39 protein-coding genes are annotated in these 24,612 nt (G+C 38.7%); 4 read left to right on the forward strand and 35 right to left on the reverse strand.

Features of this window, described 5'->3' with window-relative positions; all coding sequences use genetic code 11:
• Nucleotides 1-71 precede the first annotated feature (71 nt).
• Nucleotides 72-1,724, forward strand: coding sequence for a VRR-NUC domain-containing protein (locus tag ABJH98_RS02465; RefSeq protein WP_348306040.1), 1,653 nt, complete (start codon nt 72-74; stop codon nt 1,722-1,724).
• On the opposite strand, the gene ABJH98_RS02470 is transcribed toward ABJH98_RS02465, so the two are convergent.
• Nucleotides 1,721-2,263 carry a DUF1697 domain-containing protein gene (locus ABJH98_RS02470; RefSeq protein WP_348306041.1) on the reverse strand — a complete coding sequence of 181 codons (543 nt, stop codon included), beginning with the start codon at nt 2,261-2,263 and terminating at the stop codon, nt 1,721-1,723. The genes ABJH98_RS02465 and ABJH98_RS02470 overlap by 4 nt on opposite strands.
• 82 nt (nt 2,264-2,345) lie before the next feature.
• Between ABJH98_RS02470 and ABJH98_RS02475 the strand changes: the two genes are divergently transcribed.
• Nucleotides 2,346-2,876 (forward strand): DinB family protein, encoded by a 531-nt coding sequence (locus ABJH98_RS02475; RefSeq protein WP_348306042.1) that lies wholly within the window; start codon nt 2,346-2,348, stop codon nt 2,874-2,876.
• Between the two features lie 36 nt (nt 2,877-2,912).
• On the opposite strand, the gene ABJH98_RS02480 is transcribed toward ABJH98_RS02475, so the two are convergent.
• Nucleotides 2,913-3,395, reverse strand: coding sequence for an Mpo1-like protein (locus ABJH98_RS02480; protein ID WP_348306043.1), 483 nt, complete (start codon nt 3,393-3,395; stop codon nt 2,913-2,915).
• A 112-nt stretch (nt 3,396-3,507) separates the two neighbouring features.
• On the opposite strand from ABJH98_RS02480, the gene lysS reads away from it, so the two are divergent.
• Both lysS and ABJH98_RS02490 read left to right on the forward strand, forming a co-directional pair.
• Nucleotides 3,508-5,247 carry a lysine--tRNA ligase gene (gene lysS / locus ABJH98_RS02485; protein WP_348306045.1) on the forward strand — a complete coding sequence of 580 codons (1,740 nt, stop codon included), beginning with the start codon at nt 3,508-3,510 and terminating at the stop codon, nt 5,245-5,247.
• A gap of 190 nt (nt 5,248-5,437) precedes the next feature.
• The gene (locus ABJH98_RS02490; RefSeq protein WP_348306046.1) at nt 5,438-6,463 is read left to right on the forward strand and encodes a hypothetical protein; all 1,026 of its coding nucleotides are present in this window, start codon (nt 5,438-5,440) and stop codon (nt 6,461-6,463) included.
• A gap of 209 nt (nt 6,464-6,672) precedes the next feature.
• Here ABJH98_RS02490 and ABJH98_RS02495 read toward each other — a convergent pair whose 3' ends face one another.
• The 33 genes from ABJH98_RS02495 to rpsJ all read right to left on the reverse strand — a co-directional run bounded on the left by ABJH98_RS02495 (nt 6,673) and on the right by rpsJ (nt 24,602).
• Nucleotides 6,673-6,984, reverse strand: a complete 312-nt coding sequence (locus tag ABJH98_RS02495; RefSeq protein ID WP_348306048.1) for a phosphoribosylpyrophosphate synthetase — start codon at nt 6,982-6,984, stop codon at nt 6,673-6,675.
• Between the two features lie 127 nt (nt 6,985-7,111).
• Complete coding sequence (locus ABJH98_RS02500) at nt 7,112-7,726, reverse strand: hypothetical protein (RefSeq protein ID WP_348306049.1); 615 nt, start codon at nt 7,724-7,726, stop codon at nt 7,112-7,114.
• Nucleotides 7,727-7,962: 236 nt separating this feature from the next.
• Entirely contained in the window at nt 7,963-9,243 is a 1,281-nt protein-coding gene (gene eno, locus ABJH98_RS02505; RefSeq protein WP_348306050.1) for a phosphopyruvate hydratase, read from the reverse strand.
• Nucleotides 9,240-10,352, reverse strand: coding sequence for a glutamine-hydrolyzing carbamoyl-phosphate synthase small subunit (carA, locus tag ABJH98_RS02510; RefSeq protein ID WP_348306051.1), 1,113 nt, complete (start codon nt 10,350-10,352; stop codon nt 9,240-9,242). Before carA ends, eno begins: the two co-directional genes overlap by 4 nt.
• Nucleotides 10,353-10,470: 118 nt before the next feature.
• On the reverse strand, nt 10,471-11,079 hold the full coding sequence (gene rplQ / locus ABJH98_RS02515; protein ID WP_348306052.1) for a 50S ribosomal protein L17: 609 nt from the start codon (nt 11,077-11,079) through the stop codon (nt 10,471-10,473).
• A 1-nt stretch (nt 11,080) separates the two neighbouring features.
• A complete protein-coding gene (locus ABJH98_RS02520) occupies nt 11,081-12,070 on the reverse strand; it encodes a DNA-directed RNA polymerase subunit alpha (protein WP_084373639.1) in 990 nt (329 codons plus the stop codon).
• A 35-nt stretch (nt 12,071-12,105) separates the two neighbouring features.
• Nucleotides 12,106-12,711 carry a 30S ribosomal protein S4 gene (gene rpsD, locus ABJH98_RS02525; RefSeq protein ID WP_348306054.1) on the reverse strand — a complete coding sequence of 202 codons (606 nt, stop codon included), beginning with the start codon at nt 12,709-12,711 and terminating at the stop codon, nt 12,106-12,108.
• Between the two features lie 23 nt (nt 12,712-12,734).
• Complete coding sequence (gene rpsK / locus ABJH98_RS02530) at nt 12,735-13,127, reverse strand: 30S ribosomal protein S11 (RefSeq protein WP_263052902.1); 393 nt, start codon at nt 13,125-13,127, stop codon at nt 12,735-12,737.
• Between the two features lie 9 nt (nt 13,128-13,136).
• The gene (gene rpsM / locus ABJH98_RS02535) at nt 13,137-13,514 is read right to left on the reverse strand and encodes a 30S ribosomal protein S13 (RefSeq protein ID WP_348306055.1); all 378 of its coding nucleotides are present in this window, start codon (nt 13,512-13,514) and stop codon (nt 13,137-13,139) included.
• Between the two features lie 2 nt (nt 13,515-13,516).
• Entirely contained in the window at nt 13,517-13,633 is a 117-nt protein-coding gene (ykgO, locus tag ABJH98_RS02540; protein ID WP_073122828.1) for a type B 50S ribosomal protein L36, read from the reverse strand.
• 55 nt (nt 13,634-13,688) lie between these two features.
• Nucleotides 13,689-13,907, reverse strand: coding sequence for a translation initiation factor IF-1 (gene infA, locus ABJH98_RS02545; protein ID WP_073122829.1), 219 nt, complete (start codon nt 13,905-13,907; stop codon nt 13,689-13,691).
• A 13-nt stretch (nt 13,908-13,920) separates the two neighbouring features.
• Nucleotides 13,921-15,240 (reverse strand): preprotein translocase subunit SecY, encoded by a 1,320-nt coding sequence (gene secY, locus ABJH98_RS02550; RefSeq protein WP_084373635.1) that lies wholly within the window; start codon nt 15,238-15,240, stop codon nt 13,921-13,923.
• 3 nt (nt 15,241-15,243) lie between these two features.
• Entirely contained in the window at nt 15,244-15,690 is a 447-nt protein-coding gene (gene rplO / locus ABJH98_RS02555; RefSeq protein ID WP_348306056.1) for a 50S ribosomal protein L15, read from the reverse strand.
• A gap of 29 nt (nt 15,691-15,719) precedes the next feature.
• Nucleotides 15,720-15,899 carry a 50S ribosomal protein L30 gene (gene rpmD / locus ABJH98_RS02560; protein WP_348306057.1) on the reverse strand — a complete coding sequence of 60 codons (180 nt, stop codon included), beginning with the start codon at nt 15,897-15,899 and terminating at the stop codon, nt 15,720-15,722.
• A 4-nt stretch (nt 15,900-15,903) separates the two neighbouring features.
• A complete protein-coding gene (gene rpsE, locus ABJH98_RS02565; RefSeq protein ID WP_348306058.1) occupies nt 15,904-16,422 on the reverse strand; it encodes a 30S ribosomal protein S5 in 519 nt (172 codons plus the stop codon).
• 7 nt (nt 16,423-16,429) lie between these two features.
• Entirely contained in the window at nt 16,430-16,777 is a 348-nt protein-coding gene (rplR, locus tag ABJH98_RS02570) for a 50S ribosomal protein L18 (RefSeq protein ID WP_348306059.1), read from the reverse strand.
• A gap of 8 nt (nt 16,778-16,785) precedes the next feature.
• Entirely contained in the window at nt 16,786-17,337 is a 552-nt protein-coding gene (gene rplF, locus ABJH98_RS02575) for a 50S ribosomal protein L6 (RefSeq protein ID WP_348306060.1), read from the reverse strand.
• 10 nt (nt 17,338-17,347) lie between these two features.
• Entirely contained in the window at nt 17,348-17,743 is a 396-nt protein-coding gene (rpsH, locus tag ABJH98_RS02580) for a 30S ribosomal protein S8 (RefSeq protein ID WP_084373629.1), read from the reverse strand.
• 75 nt (nt 17,744-17,818) lie between these two features.
• Complete coding sequence (gene rpsN, locus ABJH98_RS02585; RefSeq protein WP_348306061.1) at nt 17,819-18,088, reverse strand: 30S ribosomal protein S14; 270 nt, start codon at nt 18,086-18,088, stop codon at nt 17,819-17,821.
• Between the two features lies 1 nt (nt 18,089).
• Nucleotides 18,090-18,647: a 50S ribosomal protein L5 gene (gene rplE / locus ABJH98_RS02590; protein ID WP_348306062.1), complete on the reverse strand. Its 558-nt coding sequence runs from the start codon at nt 18,645-18,647 to the stop codon at nt 18,090-18,092.
• Nucleotides 18,640-18,963, reverse strand: coding sequence for a 50S ribosomal protein L24 (rplX, locus tag ABJH98_RS02595; RefSeq protein ID WP_348306063.1), 324 nt, complete (start codon nt 18,961-18,963; stop codon nt 18,640-18,642). Before rplX ends, rplE begins: the two co-directional genes overlap by 8 nt.
• Before the next feature lie 29 nt (nt 18,964-18,992).
• Nucleotides 18,993-19,361, reverse strand: coding sequence for a 50S ribosomal protein L14 (gene rplN, locus ABJH98_RS02600; protein ID WP_084373625.1), 369 nt, complete (start codon nt 19,359-19,361; stop codon nt 18,993-18,995).
• Nucleotides 19,362-19,364: 3 nt separating this feature from the next.
• Nucleotides 19,365-19,622: a 30S ribosomal protein S17 gene (gene rpsQ, locus ABJH98_RS02605; protein WP_084373624.1), complete on the reverse strand. Its 258-nt coding sequence runs from the start codon at nt 19,620-19,622 to the stop codon at nt 19,365-19,367.
• A gap of 11 nt (nt 19,623-19,633) precedes the next feature.
• On the reverse strand, nt 19,634-19,831 hold the full coding sequence (rpmC, locus tag ABJH98_RS02610; protein WP_084374008.1) for a 50S ribosomal protein L29: 198 nt from the start codon (nt 19,829-19,831) through the stop codon (nt 19,634-19,636).
• 21 nt (nt 19,832-19,852) lie between these two features.
• On the reverse strand, nt 19,853-20,278 hold the full coding sequence (gene rplP, locus ABJH98_RS02615; protein WP_348306064.1) for a 50S ribosomal protein L16: 426 nt from the start codon (nt 20,276-20,278) through the stop codon (nt 19,853-19,855).
• A 33-nt stretch (nt 20,279-20,311) separates the two neighbouring features.
• Nucleotides 20,312-21,043, reverse strand: coding sequence for a 30S ribosomal protein S3 (gene rpsC / locus ABJH98_RS02620; protein WP_348306065.1), 732 nt, complete (start codon nt 21,041-21,043; stop codon nt 20,312-20,314).
• 2 nt (nt 21,044-21,045) lie between these two features.
• Nucleotides 21,046-21,432 (reverse strand): 50S ribosomal protein L22, encoded by a 387-nt coding sequence (gene rplV, locus ABJH98_RS02625; RefSeq protein WP_348121475.1) that lies wholly within the window; start codon nt 21,430-21,432, stop codon nt 21,046-21,048.
• An 11-nt stretch (nt 21,433-21,443) separates the two neighbouring features.
• Nucleotides 21,444-21,719, reverse strand: a complete 276-nt coding sequence (gene rpsS, locus ABJH98_RS02630; RefSeq protein ID WP_348306067.1) for a 30S ribosomal protein S19 — start codon at nt 21,717-21,719, stop codon at nt 21,444-21,446.
• A 3-nt stretch (nt 21,720-21,722) separates the two neighbouring features.
• A complete protein-coding gene (gene rplB / locus ABJH98_RS02635; protein ID WP_348306069.1) occupies nt 21,723-22,547 on the reverse strand; it encodes a 50S ribosomal protein L2 in 825 nt (274 codons plus the stop codon).
• A gap of 11 nt (nt 22,548-22,558) precedes the next feature.
• On the reverse strand, nt 22,559-22,846 hold the full coding sequence (rplW, locus tag ABJH98_RS02640; protein ID WP_348306070.1) for a 50S ribosomal protein L23: 288 nt from the start codon (nt 22,844-22,846) through the stop codon (nt 22,559-22,561).
• Nucleotides 22,847-22,850: 4 nt separating this feature from the next.
• The gene (rplD, locus tag ABJH98_RS02645) at nt 22,851-23,480 is read right to left on the reverse strand and encodes a 50S ribosomal protein L4 (protein ID WP_348306071.1); all 630 of its coding nucleotides are present in this window, start codon (nt 23,478-23,480) and stop codon (nt 22,851-22,853) included.
• Between the two features lie 2 nt (nt 23,481-23,482).
• Nucleotides 23,483-24,115: a 50S ribosomal protein L3 gene (rplC, locus tag ABJH98_RS02650; protein ID WP_348306072.1), complete on the reverse strand. Its 633-nt coding sequence runs from the start codon at nt 24,113-24,115 to the stop codon at nt 23,483-23,485.
• Nucleotides 24,116-24,296: 181 nt separating this feature from the next.
• On the reverse strand, nt 24,297-24,602 hold the full coding sequence (gene rpsJ, locus ABJH98_RS02655; RefSeq protein WP_084373615.1) for a 30S ribosomal protein S10: 306 nt from the start codon (nt 24,600-24,602) through the stop codon (nt 24,297-24,299).
• Nucleotides 24,603-24,612: the final 10 nt, after the last annotated feature.

Genomic DNA, 24,612 nt, shown 5'->3' on the forward strand with positions numbered 1-24,612 from the left:
CACAGAATTGTGTTTCAAATAAAACGTATGATTTTATAAAAAGGGTACTACTTGCTCCTATTTTTGTTTTAATGGCTAATCAGGACAAAATCATATTGCCCGAAAAGTACTATCTGGACAATTTTAGATATCTACTCAATTTCGTTCATAGTAAATATGAACCCTTACTTTCAGCACCTGAATTAGATTTTATTTCTGATTTTATGTCTTTGTCAGAAGATGGGCAATGTCTCTATGTTAGAATTAGCAATCGAAAAGGGCAATTCTTCCGTAAGGAAAAACTAGTCTACCAAGAAATCACTAATCTCGACAATGCTCATGAAGAATTGTTAGAAAGAAATTTTCTAACAAAAAAATCTATTCTTGAAATTGAAGAATGCTTTCAACTTATCAACATATACAACAAACCTGAGATCATAAAACTGCTAAACCCTCTTGAGGTATCCTTTGATAAGAAACTCAAAAAAGACGAGTTGATTCTTGATTTATTAGAAAACCAAGACCTTAATTTACTTTCAGAGATTTTTTATTCAGACACAATCATTACACAAGGGGTAAGGGATGAATTGGATATGGTTAAACTCTTCTTTTTTGGTCATAATCATGGAGACATGTCAGACTTTGTGATCCGAGATGTGGGTCATGCCAAATTCATGGAAATTGATGAGTCCAAATTAGGTACATCATTCGATTCCAGAGAGGAAGCAGAAGCTGTAATGCAACTTTCTCAACTCAGCAAGGAATTTTATTTATTGGAAGAAGCTGTTTCTCCATTATCCATATATGAATGGTTTAAAGAAGTGGAAATAGGTTACTTCCTCGATATGGACAAAGTCAAACGGCGAGCTGACAAGCTTCTACATAAAGTAGGTTACCATCTGGAAAAGCACAAGCATTTCGAAGAGGCTCTTGAACTCTATCACCTATCTTCTGCTGCCCCGCTTAGAGAACGAAGAATTCGTATTTACAACAAGCAAAAAGAATTTGATAAGTCATTGGCTCTGGCACGACAAATACTTGAGAATCCTAATGACAACAAGGAATACTATATCGCCTTGGATGTGATCAACAAACTAGAAAAGAAGCTAAAAACAACTACCATTAGGCAAAAAGAAGGTTTGGTCATTCCTGTGGATGAAAGCTATCGAAATCGTGTGGAACAAGGCGCATTAGCCTATTTTGAATCTTTGGGCTATCATGGTTATCATTCCGAAAATTCGATTTGTAGAAATGTTTTTGGATTGTTCTTTTGGGGTGAAATATTCGATCCACAATACAACAGCCTGCACCAACCACTTCAGCGTAATCCATCTGATATTTACGGAAAAGACTTCTATGAAAAACGTAAAGTAGCCATCGTAGAAAAACTACAAAACACCAAATCCAAAAAGCAACTTTCAAAAGTACTTGAGACAAGCATTGATTTGCACTTTGGTATATCTAACCCTTTTGTACACTGGGATGAAAACATGATTGAGGCAATGTGGAAGTTTTTGTCCTTTGCACAATTGAAACAAGTCAAAGCCCTTTTGGCAGAAATGGCTTTCGACCCTAAAACTCATTCCACAGGCTTCCCTGATTTATTCATTTGGAAAGAACAAGAATATTCCTTCTACGAAGTCAAATCACCCAATGATCATTTATCTGAGAAGCAATTGTTTTGGTTAGAGCGGTTTCTAGCATGGGGTATTCATGCAGAGATTGCTTTGGTGGAATGGGTCTAAACCTCCAGCATCTCCTTCAACTTGGTCGTCGTTTTCCAATTTCTTGAAGTGCCTTTCACCTTCAGTTTTCGCTCTATGGTATTCAGATCCAATTTTGACTTTCCTGCTCCATTGCTATAAAATATGTATAGATTTTTCCCTTTCAAGATCATTTCTTCTGGCCAATCACGGAAATTCATGAGCAACTCAAAATTTTCTATACTTGGTTTCTCCGACAACAGCGTAACGTAAAGTTTAGTGATTTCTTCATTCCTATCATTGACGAAAGGGTTGTTCTCGAATGTATCCTTCCATTCTTTTTGAGACCGAACTAAAACTGGAACGTCAAACCCAAAAATATCCATGATATTTTGATGGATTTCATCTTCTAATTTCTTTTGATTGGTTTCTGACCATTCAAATAAAATGTTTCCACTTTGAATGTAAGTTTGAATGTTTTTGTATTTGAGTTTAGCCAGAGAGGTTCTCAAAGCATCCATTTTGATCAGCTTCTGTCCACTCACATTTATTCCTCGAAGTAGTGCTATGTATTTAGTCATCTATCAAAAATAAAAAAGAACACCTTATTCCTAACTCCAATTACCCATTACCGTTTCAACTACTGAACTAAAACATATACCAATGAAAAATTTACTTTACATACTATTGATTACTCCTTTTTTAGCGACAGCTCAGGAAGCCCCTCAACCAACCACTTACCAGCAAGAATTTGCAGGAAGCATGAGTTATAGTCAAGATCAGATAATCAAATTGATTGGTGCAATTCCTCAGGACAAGTATACTTGGAGACCAGCGGAAGATGTGAGAAGTGTTTCTGAAGTGATTTTACACATCGCAGCATCGACCTACAACTTATCAAGTGCATTAGGCACTCCACTTCCAGAAGGGCTTGACACGAAGAATCTAGAAAAATCTACCACAAACAAAGATGAAATACTAAAAGCTATTAATGATGCTTATGCATTTTCTACCGCTGCAGTGGCCAGTGTAAAAGATGAGCAAATGAATGACATGGTGACATTGCCATTTGGGACTTTCACGAAGCGTTCTTTGATCATGATCATCGCTACACATAGTTATGAGCACAAGGGTCAACTTATTGCGTACACAAGAGTAAACGGCATCACTCCTCCGTGGAGCGGCAGTAACTAAGAATTACAAATTACGGTTTAAAAATCAGGGTTAGCTTTAATAAGGCAACCCTATTTTTTTGTATATAAAATGCATCAACCACGCAGGGCCTATCATTAAAAACTGGATATCTTTGAGAAAGGAAGGTTTTTTACCCTCTACATTATGTCCATAAAATTGTCCTATCCAAGCAATAACAAAAGCCGCAACACTAACTTGCCAAACTGGGGCTATTCCCAACTGCTCTACAAATAAGGTAAGGTATAAAAAGCCCATAACAACCACTGCCATACCTACAAACAACCAAAAGGAAAGGGTGAAGTAATAGAGTAGTACCACTACCAAAGCAATAGTAGCCCAATTAAGAAATGGACTCGTCACATTTGGGAATGCAGAAATCAAAAAACCATTGGGAATAGACCAAAACAACCCCACAATACTCCAAAAGATCACTGGAACACAGATCCAGTGAATGAACTTATTAGTAGGATTTTGATGGCTTTCACCATATTCTGAAAGTAGCTGATCGATTTTTCTCATAGTAATGTTGTTTTTCTTATCAATGATAACGATTTCTGAATAAACATCCCACGTCAATCCTTCACCAATCGTCTATTTTACTTTAATTTTGCGGCTTCTAAAAAATTACAAAATGATTCTAAGCGAACAGGAAATTAACAGACGCCAGATCAGAGAAAAATTGATCGAATCTGGCATTGACCCTTATCCATCCGACACTTTTGAAGTGAACGTGACCACTAAAGACATTCACGAAAACTACGAAAAACGAAAGACGGACTATAAGGCTATTTCTATCGCAGGACGTTTGATGTCCAGAAGAATCATGGGATCCGCTTCTTTTGCCGAAATACAAGACTCAACAGGTAGAATCCAGATCTACCTGAGAAGAGATGACATCTGCCCTGATGAAGACAAAAGCCATTACAACAATGTCTTCAAAAAGATGATGGACATTGGCGACATTATCGGCATCAAAGGATATGTATTTACTACAGAAGTTGGAGAAATTTCTATTCATGTCACCGAATTGAAATTATTAACCAAATCATTGAAGCCGCTTCCTATCGTAAAAGAAGCCAAAGACGAGGAAGGCAACATGAAAACTTATGATGCCTTCACTGATCCTGAGTTGAGATATCGCCAGCGATATGTAGACTTAATCGTAAACCCAGAAGTAAGAGATACTTTCGTGAAACGTACTCAGCTGGTGAATTCGATGAGAAATTTTCTCGCAGAAAAAGGGTACTTAGAGGTAGAAACTCCTATCCTACAACCCTTGTACGGAGGAGCTGCTGCTCGACCGTTCAAGACGCACCACAATACGCTTGATATGACCTTGTACTTGCGTATCGCCAATGAATTGTATCTCAAACGATTGATTGTAGGCGGATACGACGGAGTTTTTGAATTCTCTAAAGACTTTAGAAACGAAGGTATGTCACGTTTTCACAATCCAGAATTCACGCAAGTGGAGCTTTACGTAGCTTATAAAGACTACGAATGGATGATGGACTTGACTGAGGCCATGGTAGAGAAAGTAGCCATGGACTTGCACGGCACTACCGAAGTGCAAGTAGGTGAGAACGTGATCAACTTCCAAAGACCATGGAAACGATACACGATGTTTGAAGCGATCGAACATTTCACTGGTGTAGACATCTCTGAAATGGGAGAAGCCGAGTTGAGAGCCACTGCTAAGAAGCTCGACGTACCGACTGATGAGTCGATGGGTAAGGCTAAATTGATTGACGAAATCTTCGGGGAGAAATGTGAAGGTCAATTGATCCAACCAACTTTCATTACGGATTATCCGGTAGAAATGTCTCCTTTGGCTAAAAAGCACAAGAGTAAGCCAGGGTTAGTTGAAAGGTTCGAGGCCGTTGCTAATGGCAAAGAGATCTGCAACGCTTTCTCAGAGTTAAACGATCCGATTGATCAGAGAAAAAGATTCGAAGAGCAATTGGAACTTGGTAAACGTGGTGATGATGAAGCCATGGTACTAGACGAAGATTTCTTGAGAGCCTTGGAATATGGCATGCCTCCAACGGCTGGGTTGGGAGTAGGTATTGATCGTCTGACCATGATGATGACCAATTCTAATTCCATTCAAGATGTATTGTTTTTTCCTCAGATGAAGCCTGAGAAGAAAATCGAAGCGTTGACTTCTGGTCAGTATGAAGAATTAGGTGTGGCCAAAGAATTGATCCCAATTCTTCAAAAACTAGGCATGGTGACCAAAGAGCAATTTGTAGAAGCCAAAGACAGCAAGTTATTCAATGACGTGTGTGGCACTCGTAAAAAGCTTAAGTTGAAGGATGTGAAAAATCCTAGTCTTGAAGATGTGCAAGGCTGGATTGAGAAGGCTGGTTAAATAAAATTGATTGTCATTTCGACAAAGGAGAAATCTTATTGCGATCATTTACGACACTTAAGTTCAATAAGATTTCTCTCTTCTCCTCCCTTATGGTCGGCTCGTTCGAAATGACATTTTTTTGAGATGACCTCATTATAATATCTTAATTTAGTGACGCGTTAAAATTCATTTACAGACGTGTCAAAATATGGCTCAGAAATCATTGCTCATAAATATCTTCACTAGAAAACGGAGAACCCTCATCATCGGTATTCATGGCCTAAGTAATAAACCACCTGAGAAGTTATTGACCCACTGGTGGCGGAGATCTATTGAAGAAGGCTTAATGAAGATTGAGAAAAGCCCAACAAAATTCGATTTTAAAATGCTGTATTGGGCAGATTTACTTTACCCAACTCCCTTGAGTTTGAATGCTAAAGACCCAGATGACCCTTTGCATATCGACGAACCTTACATTTCTGAAAAGCAATTGAAGGTGAAGACCAAAAAAGGCCTTCTTCAAATCTTCAAGAATTTGATTCAGTACATCAAGGAAATCGTTTTTCTTAGCAAATTAGGACTAAACAAGTTCAGGCGTCCATTTGATGCGATCCTTAAAATTGGATTTAAAGATCTGGATACCTACTACAATGAAGATATTCCAAAAAACGAGCAAATGTTTGAGGATTACTTTAGAAATAAAGTGAGAAGCCGACTGATAAAATTACTACTCAAGAACAAAAGGAAAGACATCTTACTCGTCGCGCACTCGATGGGCTCTATCATTGCTTACGATGTATTATTATCACTCAAGCATCGAGTGAAAGTAAAATACTTCATAGCTATGGGATCACCCATGGGACTCCCATTGATCAGGGAGAACATTATGAAAGACCATCATCTACCTTTCGTAGAAGATGAAGAAGCATTCCCTCCTACTCCTGAAGGAGTAGAAAATTGGTACAGCTTCTGCGACAAAGAAGACAATATCGGTGCCCACTACAATCTGGCGGACTACTATGTAGAAAATGTTCGTGGCGTGAAACCCATTGGCAAATTCGTAGAGAACAACTACAAAGAATGGAAGACAGACAACGCCCACAAGTCATTTGGGTACCTCAGATGCATCGAATTGGCTGAAGTGGTGAATGAGTTTCTTCTTGGTGGCAGATCTTCTTTATTGGCTAAAGGCAAGCAATTGTTTAAGCGGAAGGGAAGGGAGCAGAATGAGTAATACGGAGTCACTTCGAACAATAGTGAGAAGTCCCCTGCGGATTACCTTACCGATCGCATATGTTGAAGCTTCAGCGAAAGAATATGGGGATATCTCCCTTTGGTCGATATGACGAGGTGCTTTCGGCTTTGGTGGAGTTGTTTTCAGTTCAGTCACTGACATTGGAAGCTTGCTGGTCACAAGACCAACAAGGGCTGAGGATTCGGCTTTCAATTTTTCGCTTGAGGGATTTCCTTAATAAGCTCCACATTTTGGTTGTGTTCAGCACTATATGACATCACTAAAGTGCCTTTTCTACCGTCGATGGCTTCTATTGCAAATACTATAGTTTCATCTTGAGGATTCGTCATACCTTCAAATCGATACGTACTAACAATTTTCAGATCTGTTGGTACGTATTCCTTTTTTGAAATACTTCCTATAATTTTTTCATCTCCCGCCGTAAAACCTTCTTCATAGCCATCCTTTGTAAGTGCATTTATTGCTTGAGATAGTGTATCAAAACTTTTATCTTTTTCCATAACAGTTATAATATAGTTCACTAATTAAAGCTCTAATCCTCATTAAAGTCGATAACATTCAAGTTAAAAGAAATTACTTCCAAGCGCAAATACATTTGTCACGCTTTGGAAAGCGCTCCAGAGGGGATTAATCCTGAGATTGACACTTTCTTAAATCAATTTTAAGTGTTGCAGTTTCTTTAGTCAAATTGTCAATCTGTTTTGATAGTTCTTTAAGTTTTTCTTTGTTCAGATTATTACTCATATTCATCAACATTGTTTGCTTTTCAGCTTCGTTAGCCTTAATAGTTGCAAAGACAACAAAAAACACACAAACTAAAATTAAGAACCCAGATACTACATTTCGTGTCATATTTCCGATGTTTTCTATTTGATTAAATCTTGCTACAAAATAAACTAATGCTAGAATGAATTGCGCTGTTGGAATATTAGTCCAATTGATACAATAAATTACTGTTAACTGAAATACAGCTAACAGTTTAATTACTTCAAGAAAATCATACTTATTTGTCTTCTTCCAATATCGATAAGTATAAAATAAACATCCAATAATAGAACAAAGAAATACAATATAATCAACACCATTCCATGTAATCAATTCCGTAAGAACAAGTCCTATTAGTATAGAGGACGTACCGAAAAACACTCCTATTGGATAAACTAATTTGGAATTACTAGTTCCCAATTGGAGGTAATAAACATATCCAACTGCAATAAAAATATGATATACCAATTGATTCATTGAGGGATATATCGCAGGGACAATTCTAGGAGAGAATATTAGGAAAAGTGGTAGAAAATATTTCAGAAATCCGTTCATAGAGTGTTATTCACAAGGGAGCTAAATATAAGAATTTTCAAAATTTTAACAGCACTTAAATATCCCAAAACAAAAAACCGCAAGGACAATTCCCTGCGGTTTCTGATGTTACTCCAGCAGATTACCTAGATAAACCAGGTAATGACGGGTTGAATATATTACTTAGCCTGTGGGAAACTTGCGGTTTCGCCTAGCTCTTCTTCGATTCTCAATAGTTGGTTGTACTTCGCCATTCTATCAGATCTAGACAAAGATCCAGTTTTGATCTGACCAGCGTTCGTAGCCACTGCGATGTCTGCAATAGTCGAATCCTCAGTCTCCCCTGATCTGTGAGAAATCACAGCGGTAAAGCCTGCTTTGTGAGCCAATTCGATCGCATCTAATGTCTCAGACAAAGTACCGATTTGGTTTACTTTGATCAAGATAGAGTTGGCCGACTTTTCGTTGATTCCTCTTTGTAAGAATTTCACATTAGTTACGAAAAGATCATCCCCTACTAGTTGACACTTGTCACCGATTTTCTCAGTCAACAATGCCCAAGCAGCCCAATCTTCTTCCGCACAACCATCTTCGATAGAATCGATAGGATATTTATCCACCAACTCAGCCAAGTAAGCTACTTGCTCTTCCATGTTTCTCTTCTTGCCATTTGGCCCTTCAAACTTAGCGTAGTCATACTTACCGTCTACAAAGAATTCAGAAGACGCGCAGTCTAGTGCAATAGTGATGTCTTTGCCTGGCTCATATCCAGCCGCTTTCACTGCGCTCAATACGCTTTCCAAAGCTTCTTCCGTACCACCAGTAAATGCTGGAGCAAATCCTCCTTCATCACCTACTGCTGTACTCAATCCTTTGTCATGCAAAATTTTCTTTAAGGCGTGGAAAGTCTCCGCACCCATTCTCATCGCTTCAGAGAAAGTCTCTGCTCCTACTGGACGGATCATAAACTCCTGGAATGCGATCGTCGCATCAGAGTGAGACCCACCGTTGATGATGTTCATCATTGGTACTGGCAACGTGTGTGCGTTCGTACCACCGATGTATCTGAATAATGGCAAGCCAAGCTCTTCAGCTGCTGCTCTTGCTACGGCTAGAGAAACACCTAAGATGGCGTTAGCGCCTAGCTTAGATTTAGTCTCTGTACCGTCTAATTGAATCATCAACTGATCGATATACTTTTGATCAAATACAGACAACCCGATCAATTCTTCCTGAATGATATCGTTTACATTGTCTACAGCCTTCAACACCCCTTTTCCCAGGTATTTGCCTTTGTCGCCGTCTCTTAATTCTACAGCTTCGTTTACACCCGTAGAAGCTCCTGATGGAACCGCCGCTCTACCCAATACGCCACTTTCAGTAACTACATCTACCTCAATGGTTGGGTTTCCTCTTGAATCAAGTATTTGTCTAGCAAATACACTTTCTATCAAACTCATTTTTTCTTGTGTTTATTAATTAATTGAATGAAGTCATCGAACAAGTATCTCGAATCGTGTGGTCCAGGAGAAGCCTCTGGGTGATGCTGCACTGAAAAGGCAGGTCTGCCTTTTACACGAATACCAGCTACTGTATTATCATTCAAGTTAATGTGTGTCAATTCTAAGTTGTCGGATTGCTCAACAGAATCTCTGTCTACAGCAAATCCGTGGTTTTGTGAAGTCACTTCACTTCTACCAGTAATTAAATTCTTTACAGGGTGATTTAATCCTCTATGTCCGTGGTGCATTTTGAAAGTGGTGGCTCCATTGGCCAATGCAATCACCTGATGTCCTAAACAAATACCAAACAAAGGTTTATCCTCTTTCATGATCTGCTTTACAGTTTCAATGGCATATCCCATTTCAGCTGGATCACCAGGCCCGTTAGACAAAAAGTAACCATCCGGGTTATAGGCTTTCAATTCTTCAAAAGGAGTCTCTGCAGGAAACACCTTGCACTGACAGCCACGATCTGTCATGTTAGTAAGGATCGATTTTTTAACGCCTATGTCCAGTACTGCGACTTTATAGGCTGCATTTTCATCTCCAAGCATATAAGGTTCTTTGGTACTCACCTTTGTCGCTAGCTCCAAATGATCCATGCTTGGCACTTTCGCTAACTCTGCTTTCAGTTTATCTATTTCAGTAATATCAGAGGAAATGATGGCGTTCATTGCCCCTTCGCTTCGGATGCTCTTTACCACCTTTCTGGTGTCCAAGTCCGAAATTCCTACGATGTTATGCTTTTTTAGGTATTCATCCAATGTATAATCAGCCTGATATCTACTATGAATATCCGAGAAGTCATTGATCACAAGCCCTTTGATTTTAGGCCCGTCAGATTCTTCTTCTCTGTTTACGGCTCCATAGTTACCAATGTGGGAATTGGTATTGACTACAATCTGTCCATAATAAGAAGGATCGGTATATACTTCCTGATAACCTGTCATGCCTGTATTGAAGCAGATTTCGCCACCCGTTGTGCCTTCGCTTCCAATCGATGAACCTTCAAAACATTGGCCGTCTGCCAGTAATAAATAAGCTTTCTTCTTTTCCTGTATTTTCATATTTCGTTTGGTGCAAACTCTGGGCTAAAATCAGCGCAAATTTTATGAATTTTTAGACATAAAAAAAGCCATCCCGAAACTAATCGAGATGGCTTATATTTTAATGGAACAATATCACTTATTCCTTCTCTTCTTTCTTTTCAGAATCATCAGCAGACTCTTCTTTAGTATCCGCTTCTGGTGCTTCTGGAGCAGCTTCAGCTTTTACTTCTTCAGTAGCCTCAGCAGCTGGAGCTTCTTCCACTTTAGCCTCTTCTACTACTGCTTCAGTAGCTTCTACAGCTGGAGCCGCTTTTTCAGCGCTTCCTTTGCTTCTTCTACTTCTTCTAGTCTTAGCTTTAGCTGGTGCTGCATCTTTCAACATCAATTCGTTGTAATCAACCAACTCCATGATGCACATTTCAGCATTGTCACCTAATCTAGCACCTGTTTTCAAGATTCTAGTATATCCTCCCGGTCTGCTAGCCACTTTTTCCGCTACTTCACCGAAAAGGGTCGTTACAGATTCTTTGTTTTGCAAGTAAGAGAAAGCTACTCTTCGAGAGTGTGTAGTATCGTCCTTTGCTCTAGTGATCAAAGGCTCAACATATTTTCTCAAAGCTTTTGCTTTAGCTACAGTAGTAGTAATTCTTTTATGCAAAATCAAAGAAGAAGCCATATTGGACAACATTGCACTTCTGTGCGATGCTGTTCTGCTCAAATGATTAAATTTCTTCCCGTGTCTCATTTTACTCTTCGTCTAATTTATACTTTGACAAATCCATGCCAAAAGTAAGGTTCTTGTCTGCTACCAATTGCTCCAACTCAGCCAAAGACTTCTTACCGAAGTTTCTAAACTTCATCATGTCCGAAATCTCCAATCTTACCAAGTCACCTAATGATCTCACGTCAGCAGCTTTCAAACAGTTGTAAGCTCTTACTGAAAGATCTAGATCGTTAAGATTAGTCTTAAGCAATTTTCTCATGTGTAGTAATTCCTCATCCACAGCCTCTGGCTCGCCCGCATCATGCGTATCGAGAATCATCGTCTGATCTGAGAACAACATAAAGTGCTGGATCAAAATGTTCGCTGCACCTTTTAAAGCATTCTCTGGGTGAATAGAACCGTCTGTTTCTATGTCCAATATCAATTGCTCATAGTCAGTCTTTTGCTCTACTCTTGTATTCTCTACAGAATATTTAACATTCTTGATAGGAGTAAAAATCGCATCAATCGGAATAAATCCGAAGATTTGCTCAGCCGGTTTGTTATCCTCAGCAGTCACATAACCTCTACCTTTCTCAATAGTTAGTTCTATTTCGAATTTCACTTTTTCGTCTAAGTGAGCGATCACGTGATCTGGATTCAATACTTCAAAAGCTGAAGTAGCTCCACCAATATCGCTACCCTTGAATTCTTTTTGTCCTGATATGCTAACAACAATTTTGCTCTCAGCTACATCAGCAATTTTCTTGAATCTCACCATTTTGAGGTTCAAAATTATTTCTGACAAATCTTCTACAATACCTTCCATTGTAGAAAACTCATGCAATACTCCAGGAACTTTGATACCAGTAATGGCATATCCCTCTAGTGAAGACAATAAAATTCTTCTCAATGCATTACCGACGGTAACTCCGTAGCCTTGCTCTAATGGTTTAAAAGTAAATAAGCCATGAAAGTCATCAGCCTTCTCCATCACCACCTTTTCAGGCATTTGAAATGCTAGTATTGACATAGTTAATTCTTTAATATAAAATTTATGGAAATTTATTATTTAGAGTACAATTCAACGATCAATTGCTCTTTGACAGTTTCAGGAATTTCTTCCCTAGTTGGCAATACAGCTAATTTACCCGTCAACTGGCTAGAATCCCATTCCAACCATGGATATTTGCTTACTACTCCTCTTGACAAACTCTCAGTAATCGACTGAAGTGATTTTGACTTCTCTCTCACAGCAACCAAATCTCCTATTTTTAGTGAAAACGATGGAATGTTTACCAATTCGCCATTCACCATTACGTGCTTGTGCAATACAAGTTGTCTGGCCGCACTTCTCGTAGGAGCAAGTCCTAGTCTGAATACTACGTTATCCAATCTTGATTCCAATAGTTGAAGTAATACTTCACCAGTAATACCACCTTTTTTAGAAGCTTTTTCGAACAAGTTTGAGAATTGCTTTTCAAGCAATCCGTACGTGTACTTAGCTTTTTGCTTTTCAGCAAGCTGGATGGCATATTCAGAAGGTTTTCTTCTTCTGCCACGGCCATGCTGTCCCGGAGGATACGCCTTTTTTTGCAAAGTCTTGTCTGGGCCGAAGATAGGGTCGTTAAACCTTCTAGCTATTTTCGTCTTGGGTCCGGTATATCTTGCCATTTTATATTAATTCTATAATATTATTAAACTCTTCTTCTCTTAGGTGGTCGACATCCGTTGTGAGGAAGTGGAGTAACATCTTTAATCATTGTTACTTCGATACCTACATTTTGGATTGTTCTAATGGCAGACTCTCTACCCGCACCCGGTCCTTTTACAAAAACCTCTACTTTTCTCAAGCCCTGATCGTAAGCGGCTTGCGCGCAATCCTGAGCTGCTACCTGAGCTGCATATGGAGTGTTCTTTTTAGAACCTTTGAATCCCATTTTACCTGCAGATGCCCAAGACACTACCTGACCAGTCAAATTGGTCATTGAAATAATGATGTTGTTAAACGAAGCCTTGATGTGCACTTGGCCTATCGGCTCAACTACAACAACTCTTTTTCTTCCTTTATCTTTTCTTTTTTGTGCCATCGTCAATAATTATTTAGTAGCCTTCTTTTTGTTGGCAACAGTCTTTCTTTTACCTTTTCTAGTTCTTGCATTGTTCTTAGTATGCTGACCTCTAACTGGAAGACTTTTTCTATGTCTCAATCCTCGGTAACAACCAATGTCTAGCAATCGCTTGATGTTCAATTGAACCTCAGACTTCAGTACACCTTCTACTTTGAAGTTTTCGCTGATAAGCGTTCTTACTGCACCCGCTTCATCATCACTCCAATCATCAACTTTCTTGCTCCAGTCTATGCCTGCTTCAGACAAAATCTTTTGTGCCGAACTACGACCCAAACCAAAAATATAGGTAAGTGCAATCTCACCTCTTTTGTTTCCTGGAATATCTACTCCTGCAATTCTAGCCATAATTATCCTTGTCTTTGCTTGAACCTAGGGTTCTTCTTGTTGATTACGTAAACTTTACCGTTTCGGCGGATGACTTTGCAGTCTGCGCTTCTCTTTTTTACGGATGCTTTAACTTTCATTTTTCTACTATTTAAACCTACACATCCCAATCAGATCGGGACATATCAGCGATTTTTATTTATAACGATAAACAATTCTTCCTTTAGACAAGTCGTAAGGAGACATTTCCATTTTCACTTTATCGCCTGGTAAGATTTTAATGTAGTGCATTCTCATCTTTCCAGAGATATGAGCGATTACTTCGTGCCCATTTTCCAATTCTACTCGAAACATTGCGTTAGACAACGCTTCCTTAATTGTTCCGTCTTGTTCTATTGAAGCCTGTTTTGCCATTCTTGTTTTAAAATTATGCTACTGCTATATTTTGAGATCTACCCTTCAACTTACCAGACTTCATCATGCCTTCGTAGTGTCTCATCAATAAGTAACTCTCAATTTGCTGAAGGGTATCTAGTATCACACCAACCATAATCAGTAATGATGTTCCTCCAAAAAACTGAGCAAAGTTTGTATTAACGCCAGCCATTTGAGCAAATGCTGGCATGATAGCCACCACTGCAAGGAATAAAGATCCTGGGAATGTTACTCTTGTTAATACGGTATCAATAAATTCAGAAGTCGCCTTCCCTGGCTTAACACCTGGAATGAAACCTCCGTTTCTTTTCATGTCATCAGCAATCTGGTTTGGATTAACCGAGATGGCTGTATAAAAGAAAGTAAACAACATGATCATGATTGCAAATGTCAAATTGTATTCCCAAGATTGGAAATTGGAGAATGTAGTTGCCACATATTGTGCTACATCACTTGACTCAGCGAAGTATCCTCCTACCATAGATGGCAAGAACATCAACGACTGTGCAAAAATGATTGGCATAACGCCAGCTGAATTCACTTTCAAAGGAATGTACTGTCTTTGACCTCCGTATACCTTATTACCAACCACTTGCTTGGCATATTGTACGGGGATTCTTCTTACTGCCTGAGTCAACAATACCACTGCCATCACTACGAAGAACAATGCTAAGATTTCAAGCAAGAAGAAAAGCGCTTCGCTCATTCCTCTAGTCACTGCTTCCTGCATCAAACTACCAGGGAATCTAGAAATGATACCTATCATGATCAACATGGAGATACCGTTACCAATTCCTTTGTCAGTAATTCTTTCACCCAACCACATACAGAAGATTGTACCTGCTGTAAGGATGGTTAATGAAGAAAGTGTGAACAAAAATTTATTTTCTAATACAATCGCATCTGCAGGAATAGCTCCTGCTAGATAAGCACTACCCTGAGCGAAAGTGATCGCAATAGTCAGTACTCTTGTAATTTGATTGATTTTCTTTCTACCACTGTCTCCTTCTTTCTGTAATTTCTGAAAATAAGGAACAGCCATAGTTAATAGCTGGATAACAATGGAAGCTGAGATATAAGGCATGATCCCTAAGCCAAAGATAGACGCATTGCTAAATGCGCCTCCTAGCATGGTATCTAATATACCTAATATACCTGCAACGTTGTCATCTAATTTAGAAGGATCTATACCAGGAAGAACAACAAAAGAACCCAGTCTAAAGATGATTAAAAAACCGACTGTATTCAGTATTCTGACCCTTAGATCTTCAATGGTAAATATGTTCCGTATGGTACTAAAAAACTTCTTCATAGATTACAATGCTGTTGCTTTGCCCCCTGCTTTTTCAATTGCAGCGATAGCGGTTTTAGAGAAGTAATGAACAGTAATGTCCAATTTAGCTTTAAGCTCACCTCTACCTAATACTTTAACTATGTCGTTTTTAGCTGCTAAACCATTCTCTACCAAAGTATCCACAGTGATAGTAGTAGCTTTTGTTTTCTCAGCTAATGTCTGAAGCGTATCTAAATTGATTGGCTTAGTCTCAACTCTATTCGGGCTGGTAAAACCAAACTTAGGCACACGTTTGTATAAAGGCATTTGACCTCCTTCAAAACCACTTTTTCTAGAATAACCAGATCTAGATTTAGCACCTTTGTGACCTCTTGTAGATGTCCCACCTCTTCCAGATCCTTGACCTCTACCAATTCTCTTGTCAGATTTAATCGACCCTTCAGCAGGTTGTAATGTATTTAATTTCATCTTTCTATGATTTCAGAATAGTTCTAAAATTATTTATTCTCTACAGATACCAAATGGCTGATCTTTCTGATCATTCCTTCAATCTGTGGGGTCAATTCTTTTTCAACAGATCTGTTGATCTTACCTAATCCCAAAGCTTTAATTGTAAGCTTTTGGTTGTTAGGTCTTTTTATGACGCTTCTCTTTTGAGTAATAATTACTTTGGCCATTTTATTATCCGTTAAATACTTTTGACAATTCAACTCCTCTTTGACGAGCTACTGCATAAGGATCTCTCATTTGACTCAAAGCATCAAAAGTAGCTTTCACTACATTATGAGGGTTTGAAGAACCTTTAGATTTTGCAAGTACATCATGTACACCTGCACTCTCTAATACTGCACGCATCGCACCACCAGCTATTACACCAGTACCCGTTGAAGCTGGCTTTAACAATACATGTCCTCCACCAAACTTACCAATTGCATCGTGAGGTACAGTTCCTTTAAATACAGGCACTCTTACCAAATTTTTCTTTGCGTCGTCGATTCCTTTTGTGATAGAGTCAGTTACTTCATTGGCTTTACCCAATCCATAACCTACTACACCATTTCCGTCACCCACAACAACGATAGCAGAGAAACTAAATCTTCTACCACCCTTTACTACTTTAGCAACTCTTTTTATAGCAACTACTTTCTCTTGAAGTTCAATTTCGCTTGCTTTGATTGCTTTTATATTTTGCTTAGACATAATTCAATTAAAATTTAAGGCCTCCTTCTCTAGCTCCTTCTGCTAAAGCTTTTACTTTACCATGATAAGGGTAACCACCTCTATCAAATACTACAGATGAGATACCTGATCCTGCAGCCTTTTCAGCTAACTTCTTACCTACTTCCTTAGAAATTTCAATATTAATATTTGCTTTCCCTAGTTCAGCAGACGAAGTAGAAGTCAAAGTATGACCATTTACATCATCAATCAATTGAACATATATGTCCTTGTTACTTTTAAAGACAGACAATCTTGGTCTTTCGGCTGTACCAGTAATCTTATTTCTGATACCTCTTCTAATTCTTAGCCTTCTTTGTTCTTTAGTAATTGCCATGTCTCTTATTATTTAGCAGCAGTTTTACCAGCTTTTCTTCTAATAATTTCACCAACAAATCTGATACCTTTTCCTTTGTAAGGTTCGATTTTTCTTAGGGATCTGATTTTAGCACTAACCTCTCCGATCAATTCTTTGTCCGCAGACTCCAAAGTAACAATTGGATTCTTTCCTTTTTGAGTTTCAGCTGAAGCTTTAACTTCTTTAGGAATTTCCATGAAGATATTGTGTGAATATCCCAAGTTCAATTCAAGAATTTGACCTTGAGTAGAGGCTTTATAACCTACACCTACCAATTCCAATTCTTTTTTGTACCCTTCACTCACGCCTTCTACCATATTGTTCAACAGAGAACGGTAAAGACCATGAAGTGCTTTATGTCTTTTTTGATCGGTTGGTCTCTGTACAGACAGAACACCATCTTCTAGAGCAAGAGTAAAATCTGTATCAATCTCTCTTGCCAAAGTTCCTTTTGATCCTTTTACTGTAACTGATCCACCGTTGATGTTTACTTCAACGCCAGATGGTATAGTAATCGGCTTTTTTCCTATTCTTGACATCTTATTCTAATTAATAAACGTAACACAATACTTCGCCGCCCACATTGTGCTGTCTGGCTTCTTTGTCAGTAATAACGCCTTTGGATGTAGACAAAATGGCTACTCCAAGACCGTTCAATACCCTGGGTAATGCGTCAGACTTAGCATATTTTCTTAGACCTGGCTTACTTACCCTTTCTAAGCTTACAATTGCAGATTCTTTCGTCTCTGGATTGTATTTCAATGCAATTCTGATTTTCCCCTGGACACCATCTTCATCGAATTTAAAATTCTTAATGAACCCTTTGTCTTTCAACACTTTAGTAAGCTCCTTCTTCATGTTAGAAGCAGGAACCTCTACGATTCGATGATTTGCCTTGATGGCATTCCTCAATCTTGTTAAATAATCTGCTATCGGATCTGTCATTACAGTATACTTTTAACCCCCATTTCTTTACGGGGGTGCAAAGTTAGTTAATATTTTATATTTTAAAAACTCTTTTTACCAGCTTGCTTTAGTAACACCTGGAATTTTTCCATCGCTAGCCATCTCTCTGAATGTAACCCTAGAAATACCGAACTTTCTCATGTATCCTTTAGGTCTGCCTGTAAGCTTACATCTGTTGTGAAGTCTAACTTTAGATGAGTTTCGAGGAAGTTTGTCTAATGCATCATAGTCGCCAGCTGCTTTTAGTTCAGCTCTTTTAGCGGCATACTTAGCTACCAACTTTTCTCTCTTTCTTTCTCTGGCTTTTATTGCTTCTCTTGCCATATCAATTATTATTTTTCTTTACGAAAGGCATTCCAAATGCCTTAAGTAGTTCATAACTTTCTTCGTCGGTCTGGGCTGATGTCACGAACGTGATATCCATACCAGAAATTTTATTGATTTTATCAATACTAATTTCAGGGAAGATGATTTGCTCTTTTACACCTAAAGTGTAATTTCCGCGTCCATCAAAGCCTTTATCTTTAATACCTCTAAAGTCTCTTACTCTTGGAAGTGCTACAGTCATTAAACGATCCAAGAATTCATACATCTTGTCTCCTCTCAATGTTACTCTTGCCCCAATTGGCATTCCTTCTCTCAACTTAAAGTTAGAGATAGAAGTTTTAGCCAAAGTAGCTACAGCTTTCTGTCCTGTAATTTGAGTTAATTCCTCAACTCCAGCGTCAACCAATTTCTTGTCAGATACTGCTCCACCGATACCTTTATTGATAGAGATCTTCTCTATTTTAGGTACCATCATAACAGACTTATATTGGAACTTTTCTTTAAGAGCAGGAACTACGTCCTTCTCATAAATCTCTTTTAATCTTGGATTAGCCATTGTTGATTACCTCCCCTGTTTTCTTTGAAAATCTTTGCAATTTGCCATTTTCGTCTAGCTTTCTTCCAATTTTAGTAGCTTCGCCTGTTGCAGCATCTACAAGCATTAAATTGCTCATATGAATTGACGCCTCAACTTTTTTGATGCCACCTTCTGGACTTTCAGCTGACGGCTTGGTGTGTTTAGTCACCATATTCAAGCCTTCTACGATAGCTCTATATTTAGAAGGAATTACCTCTAGAACAGCTCCTGTTTTTCCTTTCGAGTTTCCTGAAAGTACTTTAACGGTGTCTCCTTTTTTGATGTGAAATTTCATGATCTAATTTTTTCTACGCTATGATAAAATTACAGCACCTCTGGAGCCAATGAAACAATTTTCATAAACTGCTTTTCTCTAAGCTCTCTAGCCACTGGGCCGAAGATACGAGTACCTCTAGGCTCACCACTTTCTGCCAACAATACCGCAGCATTGTCTTCGAATCTGATGTAAGACCCATCTTTTCTTCTAACTTCTTTTTTCGTTCTAACAACTACTGCTTTAGAAACAGTACCTTTTTTTAGATTACTTGAAGAAATAGCAGACTTAACTGTCACAACAATTTTGTCACCAACAGAAGCATATCGTTTACCAGTTCCTCCTAATACACGGATACAAAGCACTTCTTTAGCACCACTGTTATCCGCTACACTAAGTCTTGATTCTTGTTGTACCATCTCTTATTTAGCTCTTTCAATTATTTCAACCAATCTCCACCTTTTGTTCTTAGACAAAGGTCTTGTTTCCATGATCTTTACAGTATCACCGATACCACAATCATTATTCTCATCATGAGCTGCAAATTTCTTTGTCTTGATCATGAATTTTCCGTACATCGGGTGCTTTACTTTACGCAACACTTCTACAGTGATAGTTTTCGACATTTTGTCGCTAACTACTTTTCCGACACGCTCTTTTCTTAAATTTCTGGCTTCCATCTCGAACTAACTTATTGTTGGGCGATTTGTTTAGCCCTGATTTCAGTACTTAACCTTGCTACCAACTTCTTAGCTTCCTTCAATCTCATTGGATTTTCGATAGGAGTGATAGCATGTGCAAATTTTAACTTTGCATAATTTTCTTTTTCAGCTACAAGCTTGCCTTTCAATTCATCAAGCGATAAGCCTTTTATTTCAGAATTTTTCATAATTTCCTCTATTTAAAGGGATTACCCTTGTGCTTGAAAATCTCTTCTAACAACGAACTTTGTTCTTTGCGGCAACTTCTGCTGCGCTAATCTCAAAGCTTCTTGAGCCAATTCTTTGCTCACACCAGCAGCTTCGAATAAGATAGTTCCAGGTTTTACTACTGCTACCCAATATTCTGGAGCACCTTTACCTTTACCCATCCTTACCTCAGCAGGCTTCTTTGTTACAGGTTTGTCTGGAAATATTCTAATCCAAACCTGTCCTTCCCTCTTCATCGCTCTGGTCATGGCAATCCTGGCAGCCTCAATTTGGCGACTAGTGATCCAACCTGGCTCTAGGGACTTAATTCCAAAAGTACCGAAGGCTAAAGTATGTCCTCGCTGTGCAAGTCCTTTGACTCTACCCTTTTGTTTTTTCCTGAACTTCGTTCTTTTCGGTTGTAACATCTGTTAAATATTTTGTTCCTCTAGAGAGAGGGATTATTGTCTTCTTTTTCTTCTAGGACCTTCGTTGCCACCTCTTGGGCCACGGTTTCCTCCGCCACCTCCTTGATTGCTCATGCCTACGTTTGGAGACAAGTCTCTCTTTCCGTAAACTTCACCTTTGAAGATCCATACTTTGATACCAATTTTACCATAGATCGTATGCGCTTCAGAAATCGCATAATCAATATCAGCTCTCAAAGTATGCAAAGGAATTCTACCTTCTTTGTATTGCTCTGTTCTCGCCATCTCAGCACCACCCAATCGGCCAGCTACTTTGATTTTGATTCCTTGAGCTCCTACTCGCATGGAAGAAGCGATGGCTTGCTTCATTGCTCTTCTGTAAGAGATTCTAGCTTTCAACTGCTGAGCAATAGACTCACCAACCAATGCTGCATCCAATTCAGGTCTTTTAATTTCGAAAATATTGATCTGCAAATCCTTTCCAGTAAATGCTTTCAATTCTTCCTTAATTTTATCAACTTCAGATCCTCCTTTACCAATCACAACACCTGGTCTAGCCGTGTGAATAGTCAAAGTGATTCTTTTAATCGTTCTTTCTACAACAATTTTAGAAATACCTCCTTTAGGAATTCTGGCTTTGATATACTTTCTGATTTTGGTGTCTTCTACCAATTTGTCAGGAAAGGTTTTGCCTCCGTACCAGTTGGAATCCCAACCTTTAACAATTCCTAATCTAAATCCTATAGGGTTTACCTTCTGTCCCATGGTTATTTGTTTTCTGAAGTTTCAGTATTCTTTTCTGCGCTCTCTGCGTTGTGGCTATCCACTACCAAAGTCACGTGATTAGATCTCTTTCTAATTCTGTGCGCTCTTCCTTGCGGAGCAGGTCTCAGCCTTTTCAAAATTCTTGCGCTATCCACAAAAATTTCTTTCACGTATAGGTCCGCTTCTTCAAGCTTCGCGTCCTCGTTTTTAGCTTCCCAATTAGAGATGGCAGATAATAATAATTTATCTAGTCTAGCAGCACCTTGCTTTGCCTCAAACTTCAGTACGTTTAATGCATGGTTTACTCTTTGGCCTCTTACCAAATCAGCAACCACTCTCATCTTACGAGGAGAGGTAGGTACGTTTTTTAGTTTTGCTACAGCTTCCATAGTTCAGCTAATTATTTTCTTTTGTCTTTTTTATTAATATGACCTCTGAAATTTCTCGTCGGAGAGAATTCGCCAAGCTTATGCCCAACCATGTTCTCTGTCACAAACACAGGAATAAATTTGTTTCCATTGTGTACTGCAAAAGTGTATCCTACGAAATCCGGAGATATCATCGACCGTCTTGACCAAGTTTTGATCACTGATTTCTTGCCTGATTCACTCATGGCATCGACTTTATTCTCAAGTCTGAAATCTATATAAGGTCCTTTTTTTAATGATCTTCCCATTGCTTATTTCTTCTTTTTACCAATGATCAACTTGTTAGAATATTTCTTAGGCGTTCTGGTCTTTTGACCTTTAGCAAAGATTCCGTTACGAGATCTTGGATGACCTCCAGACGATTTACCTTCTCCACCTCCCATTGGGTGATCGACAGGGTTCATTGCTACACCTCTTACTCTAGGTCTTCTTCCTAACCATCTGTTTCGACCAGCTTTTCCTAATCTTACATTCATGTGGTCACCGTTTGATACGGTTCCAATAGTAGCAAGACAAGTCACAAGTACTAATCTCATTTCTCCAGAAGGCAATTTCACTGTTGCGTATTTACCTTCTCTCGCCATCAATTGCACATATGCTCCAGCACTTCTTGCCATAGATGCTCCTTTGCCAGGCTTCAACTCCACGTTGTGAATGATTGTACCTAAAGGAATGTCAGACAAGTAAAGTGTGTTACCTACTTCTGGTGCCACACCTGGTCCAGATACCAAAGTATCCCCAACCTTTACTCCTTCAGGAGCAATGATGTATCTCTTTTCACCATCCGCATAGAATAACAAAGCAATTCTTGCAGTTCTCATGGGATCATACTCAATAGTCTTCACAGTAGCCGGAATTCCGAACTTATCTCTTTTAAAGTCTATTGCTCTATATTTTCTTTTATGACCACCGCCTACATTCCTGATCGTCATTCTACCAGAATTGTTTCGTCCACCATTTCTGTGAACAGCTTTGGTCAAAGATTTTTCCGGAGTAGAGCTAGTGATCTCATCAAATACAGGTGCGACCCTATATCTGGTACCCGGCGTCATCGGTTTTAATTTTCTTACAGCCATTTTCTAACTATTTATACTCCTCCGTAAAAATCAATTATATCTCCTTCGGCCACTTGCACGATTGCTTTCTTATAAGCTGAAGTTCTTCCGCTTACTACTTTCGATTTAGTGTACTTAGTTTTTGCGTTGCCCTGGTAAACCATTGTGTTTACTTTCTCAACCGTTACTCCGTAGGTTTTCTCTACTGCCTTTTTGATCTCAACTTTATTAGCATCTTGATCAACTATAAAGCCATATTTTCCACTCTCATTAAGCGCAGATACTTTCTCGGTAACTAGTGGTTTTCTTAGTATACTCATCTTCTTATTTATTTAATAAGTTCTGAATCTTTTCAATTGAACCTTCACAAAGTATCAAATTGTCAGCATTCAAAAGATCATAAGTATTGATCTGTTCTGCTGTTGTTACTTTAGTTTTTTGAAGGTTGTTTGACGACAACACAACGTTCTTATTGTCTTCAGCTAATACTAGCAACGTCTTCTTATTATTTAAAGAAAGACTTGTCAATAAGTTTTGGTATTCCTTCGTCTTTGGCGCTTCGAAGCTTAGATCTTCCAAAACTGAAATACTTTTGCCAGTCGCTTTGTAAGTCAAAGCTGACTTTCTAGCCAAAGTTTTCAATTTCTTGTTAAGCTTGAATGAATAGTCTCTTGGTTCTGGACCAAAAACTCTTCCTCCACCTCTGAACAAAGGCGACTTGATACTACCCGCACGTGCGGTACCAGTACCTTTTTGTTTCTTTATTTTTCTAGTCGATCCAGAGATCTCTGCTCTTTCTTTCGACTTGTGAGTACCTTGTCTCTGATTCGCTAGGAATTGCTTTACATCTAAATAGATAGCATGATCGTTTGGCTCGATGCCAAAAACGTCCTTAGCCAAATCAACTTTTCTCCCGGTATCCTCACCGTTTCTATTTACTACGGATACTTTCATGACTATTTCTCTAGAATTACAGTTCCATTTTTAGGTCCTGGTATAGACCCACTAACCAAAATCAGATTTTTCTCAGGAATAATCTTCATTACTTGAAGATTAGTGACTTTGACTCTGTCATTACCAGTGCGACCAGCCATTCTCATTCCTTTGAATACTCTTGCAGGATAAGATGCTCCGCCAATAGATCCAGGTGCTCTCAGTCTGTTGTGCTGACCGTGAGTAGCTTGTCCAACACCACCGAAGTTGTGTCTTTTAACTACACCTTGAAAACCTTTACCTTTTGAATTGGCAATTACATCTACGAAATCTTCCTCTTGGAAAATATCTGCTACACTTAGTTCTTGTCCAAGTTCTACACCTCCATCAAACTCAACTCGGAAATCTCTAAATTCCACTAAGTGTTGCTTAGGAGTAGTTTTCGCTTTCGCGAAATGACCTTTCAAGGCTTTAGTCGTACGCTTTTCTTTACGCTCACCGTAACCAAGCTGTACAGCTGTATACCCGTCAGTGTCTTCGTTCTTAACTTGCGTTACAACGCAAGGACCAGCTTCTATCAATGTGCATGCGACATTTCGTCCATCGGCCCCAAAGATGCTAGTCATCCCAATTTTTTTTCCTATTATACCTGACATTTCAGTATTAAATTTCTTTAATAAATTTCGCCTTTTCGTCCACTTATTCGGAAAAGGAGTGCAAAGATAGCAATTTATAAATTGCAGTCAAACAATTCCTAAACAAAAAAGTAACAATTCCGTAAGGCACAAAAAAAGAACCACGCTTACACGTGGTTCTCATATTTTCAAAGTCTAATTATTAGACCTTAATCTCTACATCTACACCACTCGGCAATTCAAGCTTCATCAATGCATCTACAGTTTTTGCACTGTTAGAGAAGATATCTACCAATCTCTTATAAGTACAAAGCTGGAATTGCTCACGAGCTTTCTTGTTTACGTGGGGTGACTTCAATACAGTAAATTTTTCCTTTACTGTAGGAAGAGGAATAGGTCCGCTCACTACAGCACCAGTAGATTTTACCGCTCTTACGATCTTCTCAGAAGACTTATCTACCAAATTATGGTCGTAAGATTTTAGTTTAATTCTAATTTTCTGATTCATAACTAATATG

Source organism: Reichenbachiella sp. (genome assembly GCF_039969095.1).
Lineage (GTDB): Bacteria > Bacteroidota > Bacteroidia > Cytophagales > Cyclobacteriaceae > Reichenbachiella.

Bases quoted from the DNA above. Each gene is read 5' to 3' on its own strand.
- lysS (WP_348306045.1), top strand. From the start codon at position 3,508: ATGATTCTAAGCGAACAGGAAATTAACAGACGCCAGATCAGAGAAAAA.
- rplR (WP_348306059.1), bottom strand. From the start codon at position 16,777: ATGGCAATTACTAAAGAACAAAGAAGGCTAAGAATTAGAAGAGGTATC.
- ABJH98_RS02490 (WP_348306046.1), top strand. From the start codon at position 5,438: ATGGCTCAGAAATCATTGCTCATAAATATCTTCACTAGAAAACGGAGA.
- rpsS (WP_348306067.1), bottom strand. From the start codon at position 21,719: ATGGGAAGATCATTAAAAAAAGGACCTTATATAGATTTCAGACTTGAG.
- ykgO (WP_073122828.1), bottom strand. From the start codon at position 13,633: ATGAAAGTTAAAGCATCCGTAAAAAAGAGAAGCGCAGACTGCAAAGTC.
- rplO (WP_348306056.1), bottom strand. From the start codon at position 15,690: ATGAAATTAAATACATTACAACCTGCTGAAGGGTCGATTAAATCTGAC.
- eno (WP_348306050.1), bottom strand. From the start codon at position 9,243: ATGAGTTTGATAGAAAGTGTATTTGCTAGACAAATACTTGATTCAAGA.
- rpsN (WP_348306061.1), bottom strand. From the start codon at position 18,088: ATGGCAAGAGAAGCAATAAAAGCCAGAGAAAGAAAGAGAGAAAAGTTG.
- rplB (WP_348306069.1), bottom strand. From the start codon at position 22,547: ATGGCTGTAAGAAAATTAAAACCGATGACGCCGGGTACCAGATATAGG.
- rpmD (WP_348306057.1), bottom strand. From the start codon at position 15,899: ATGGCCAAAGTAATTATTACTCAAAAGAGAAGCGTCATAAAAAGACCT.
- secY (WP_084373635.1), bottom strand. From the start codon at position 15,240: ATGAAGAAGTTTTTTAGTACCATACGGAACATATTTACCATTGAAGAT.
- rplN (WP_084373625.1), bottom strand. From the start codon at position 19,361: ATGGTACAACAAGAATCAAGACTTAGTGTAGCGGATAACAGTGGTGCT.
- ABJH98_RS02465 (WP_348306040.1), top strand. From the start codon at position 72: ATGGCTAATCAGGACAAAATCATATTGCCCGAAAAGTACTATCTGGAC.
- rpsK (WP_263052902.1), bottom strand. From the start codon at position 13,127: ATGGCACAAAAAAGAAAAGATAAAGGAAGAAAAAGAGTTGTTGTAGTT.
- rplX (WP_348306063.1), bottom strand. From the start codon at position 18,963: ATGAAATTTCACATCAAAAAAGGAGACACCGTTAAAGTACTTTCAGGA.
- ABJH98_RS02520 (WP_084373639.1), bottom strand. From the start codon at position 12,070: ATGTCAATACTAGCATTTCAAATGCCTGAAAAGGTGGTGATGGAGAAG.
- rplF (WP_348306060.1), bottom strand. From the start codon at position 17,337: ATGTCAAGAATAGGAAAAAAGCCGATTACTATACCATCTGGCGTTGAA.
- rplE (WP_348306062.1), bottom strand. From the start codon at position 18,647: ATGGCTAATCCAAGATTAAAAGAGATTTATGAGAAGGACGTAGTTCCT.
- rplP (WP_348306064.1), bottom strand. From the start codon at position 20,278: ATGTTACAACCGAAAAGAACGAAGTTCAGGAAAAAACAAAAGGGTAGA.
- rpsD (WP_348306054.1), bottom strand. From the start codon at position 12,711: ATGGCAAGATATACCGGACCCAAGACGAAAATAGCTAGAAGGTTTAAC.
- rpsC (WP_348306065.1), bottom strand. From the start codon at position 21,043: ATGGGACAGAAGGTAAACCCTATAGGATTTAGATTAGGAATTGTTAAA.
- rplV (WP_348121475.1), bottom strand. From the start codon at position 21,432: ATGGAAGCTGTAGCAAAACTAAAAAACGTACCTACCTCTCCTCGTAAG.
- rpsQ (WP_084373624.1), bottom strand. From the start codon at position 19,622: ATGGAAGCCAGAAATTTAAGAAAAGAGCGTGTCGGAAAAGTAGTTAGC.
- rpsH (WP_084373629.1), bottom strand. From the start codon at position 17,743: ATGACAGATCCGATAGCAGATTATTTAACAAGATTGAGGAATGCCATC.
- rplC (WP_348306072.1), bottom strand. From the start codon at position 24,115: ATGTCAGGTATAATAGGAAAAAAAATTGGGATGACTAGCATCTTTGGG.
- rpmC (WP_084374008.1), bottom strand. From the start codon at position 19,831: ATGAAAAATTCTGAAATAAAAGGCTTATCGCTTGATGAATTGAAAGGC.
- rplD (WP_348306071.1), bottom strand. From the start codon at position 23,480: ATGAAAGTATCCGTAGTAAATAGAAACGGTGAGGATACCGGGAGAAAA.
- rplW (WP_348306070.1), bottom strand. From the start codon at position 22,846: ATGAGTATACTAAGAAAACCACTAGTTACCGAGAAAGTATCTGCGCTT.
- infA (WP_073122829.1), bottom strand. From the start codon at position 13,907: ATGGCAAAACAGGCTTCAATAGAACAAGACGGAACAATTAAGGAAGCG.
- ABJH98_RS02470 (WP_348306041.1), bottom strand. From the start codon at position 2,263: ATGACTAAATACATAGCACTACTTCGAGGAATAAATGTGAGTGGACAG.
- ABJH98_RS02500 (WP_348306049.1), bottom strand. From the start codon at position 7,726: ATGAATCAATTGGTATATCATATTTTTATTGCAGTTGGATATGTTTAT.
- rpsE (WP_348306058.1), bottom strand. From the start codon at position 16,422: ATGTCTAAGCAAAATATAAAAGCAATCAAAGCAAGCGAAATTGAACTT.
- ABJH98_RS02475 (WP_348306042.1), top strand. From the start codon at position 2,346: ATGAAAAATTTACTTTACATACTATTGATTACTCCTTTTTTAGCGACA.
- rpsJ (WP_084373615.1), bottom strand. From the start codon at position 24,602: ATGAATCAGAAAATTAGAATTAAACTAAAATCTTACGACCATAATTTG.
- carA (WP_348306051.1), bottom strand. From the start codon at position 10,352: ATGAAAATACAGGAAAAGAAGAAAGCTTATTTATTACTGGCAGACGGC.
- rpsM (WP_348306055.1), bottom strand. From the start codon at position 13,514: ATGGCTAGAATTGCAGGAGTAGATATTCCAGGAAACAAAAGAGGTGAG.
- ABJH98_RS02480 (WP_348306043.1), bottom strand. From the start codon at position 3,395: ATGAGAAAAATCGATCAGCTACTTTCAGAATATGGTGAAAGCCATCAA.
- rplQ (WP_348306052.1), bottom strand. From the start codon at position 11,079: ATGAGACACGGGAAGAAATTTAATCATTTGAGCAGAACAGCATCGCAC.
- ABJH98_RS02495 (WP_348306048.1), bottom strand. From the start codon at position 6,984: ATGGAAAAAGATAAAAGTTTTGATACACTATCTCAAGCAATAAATGCA.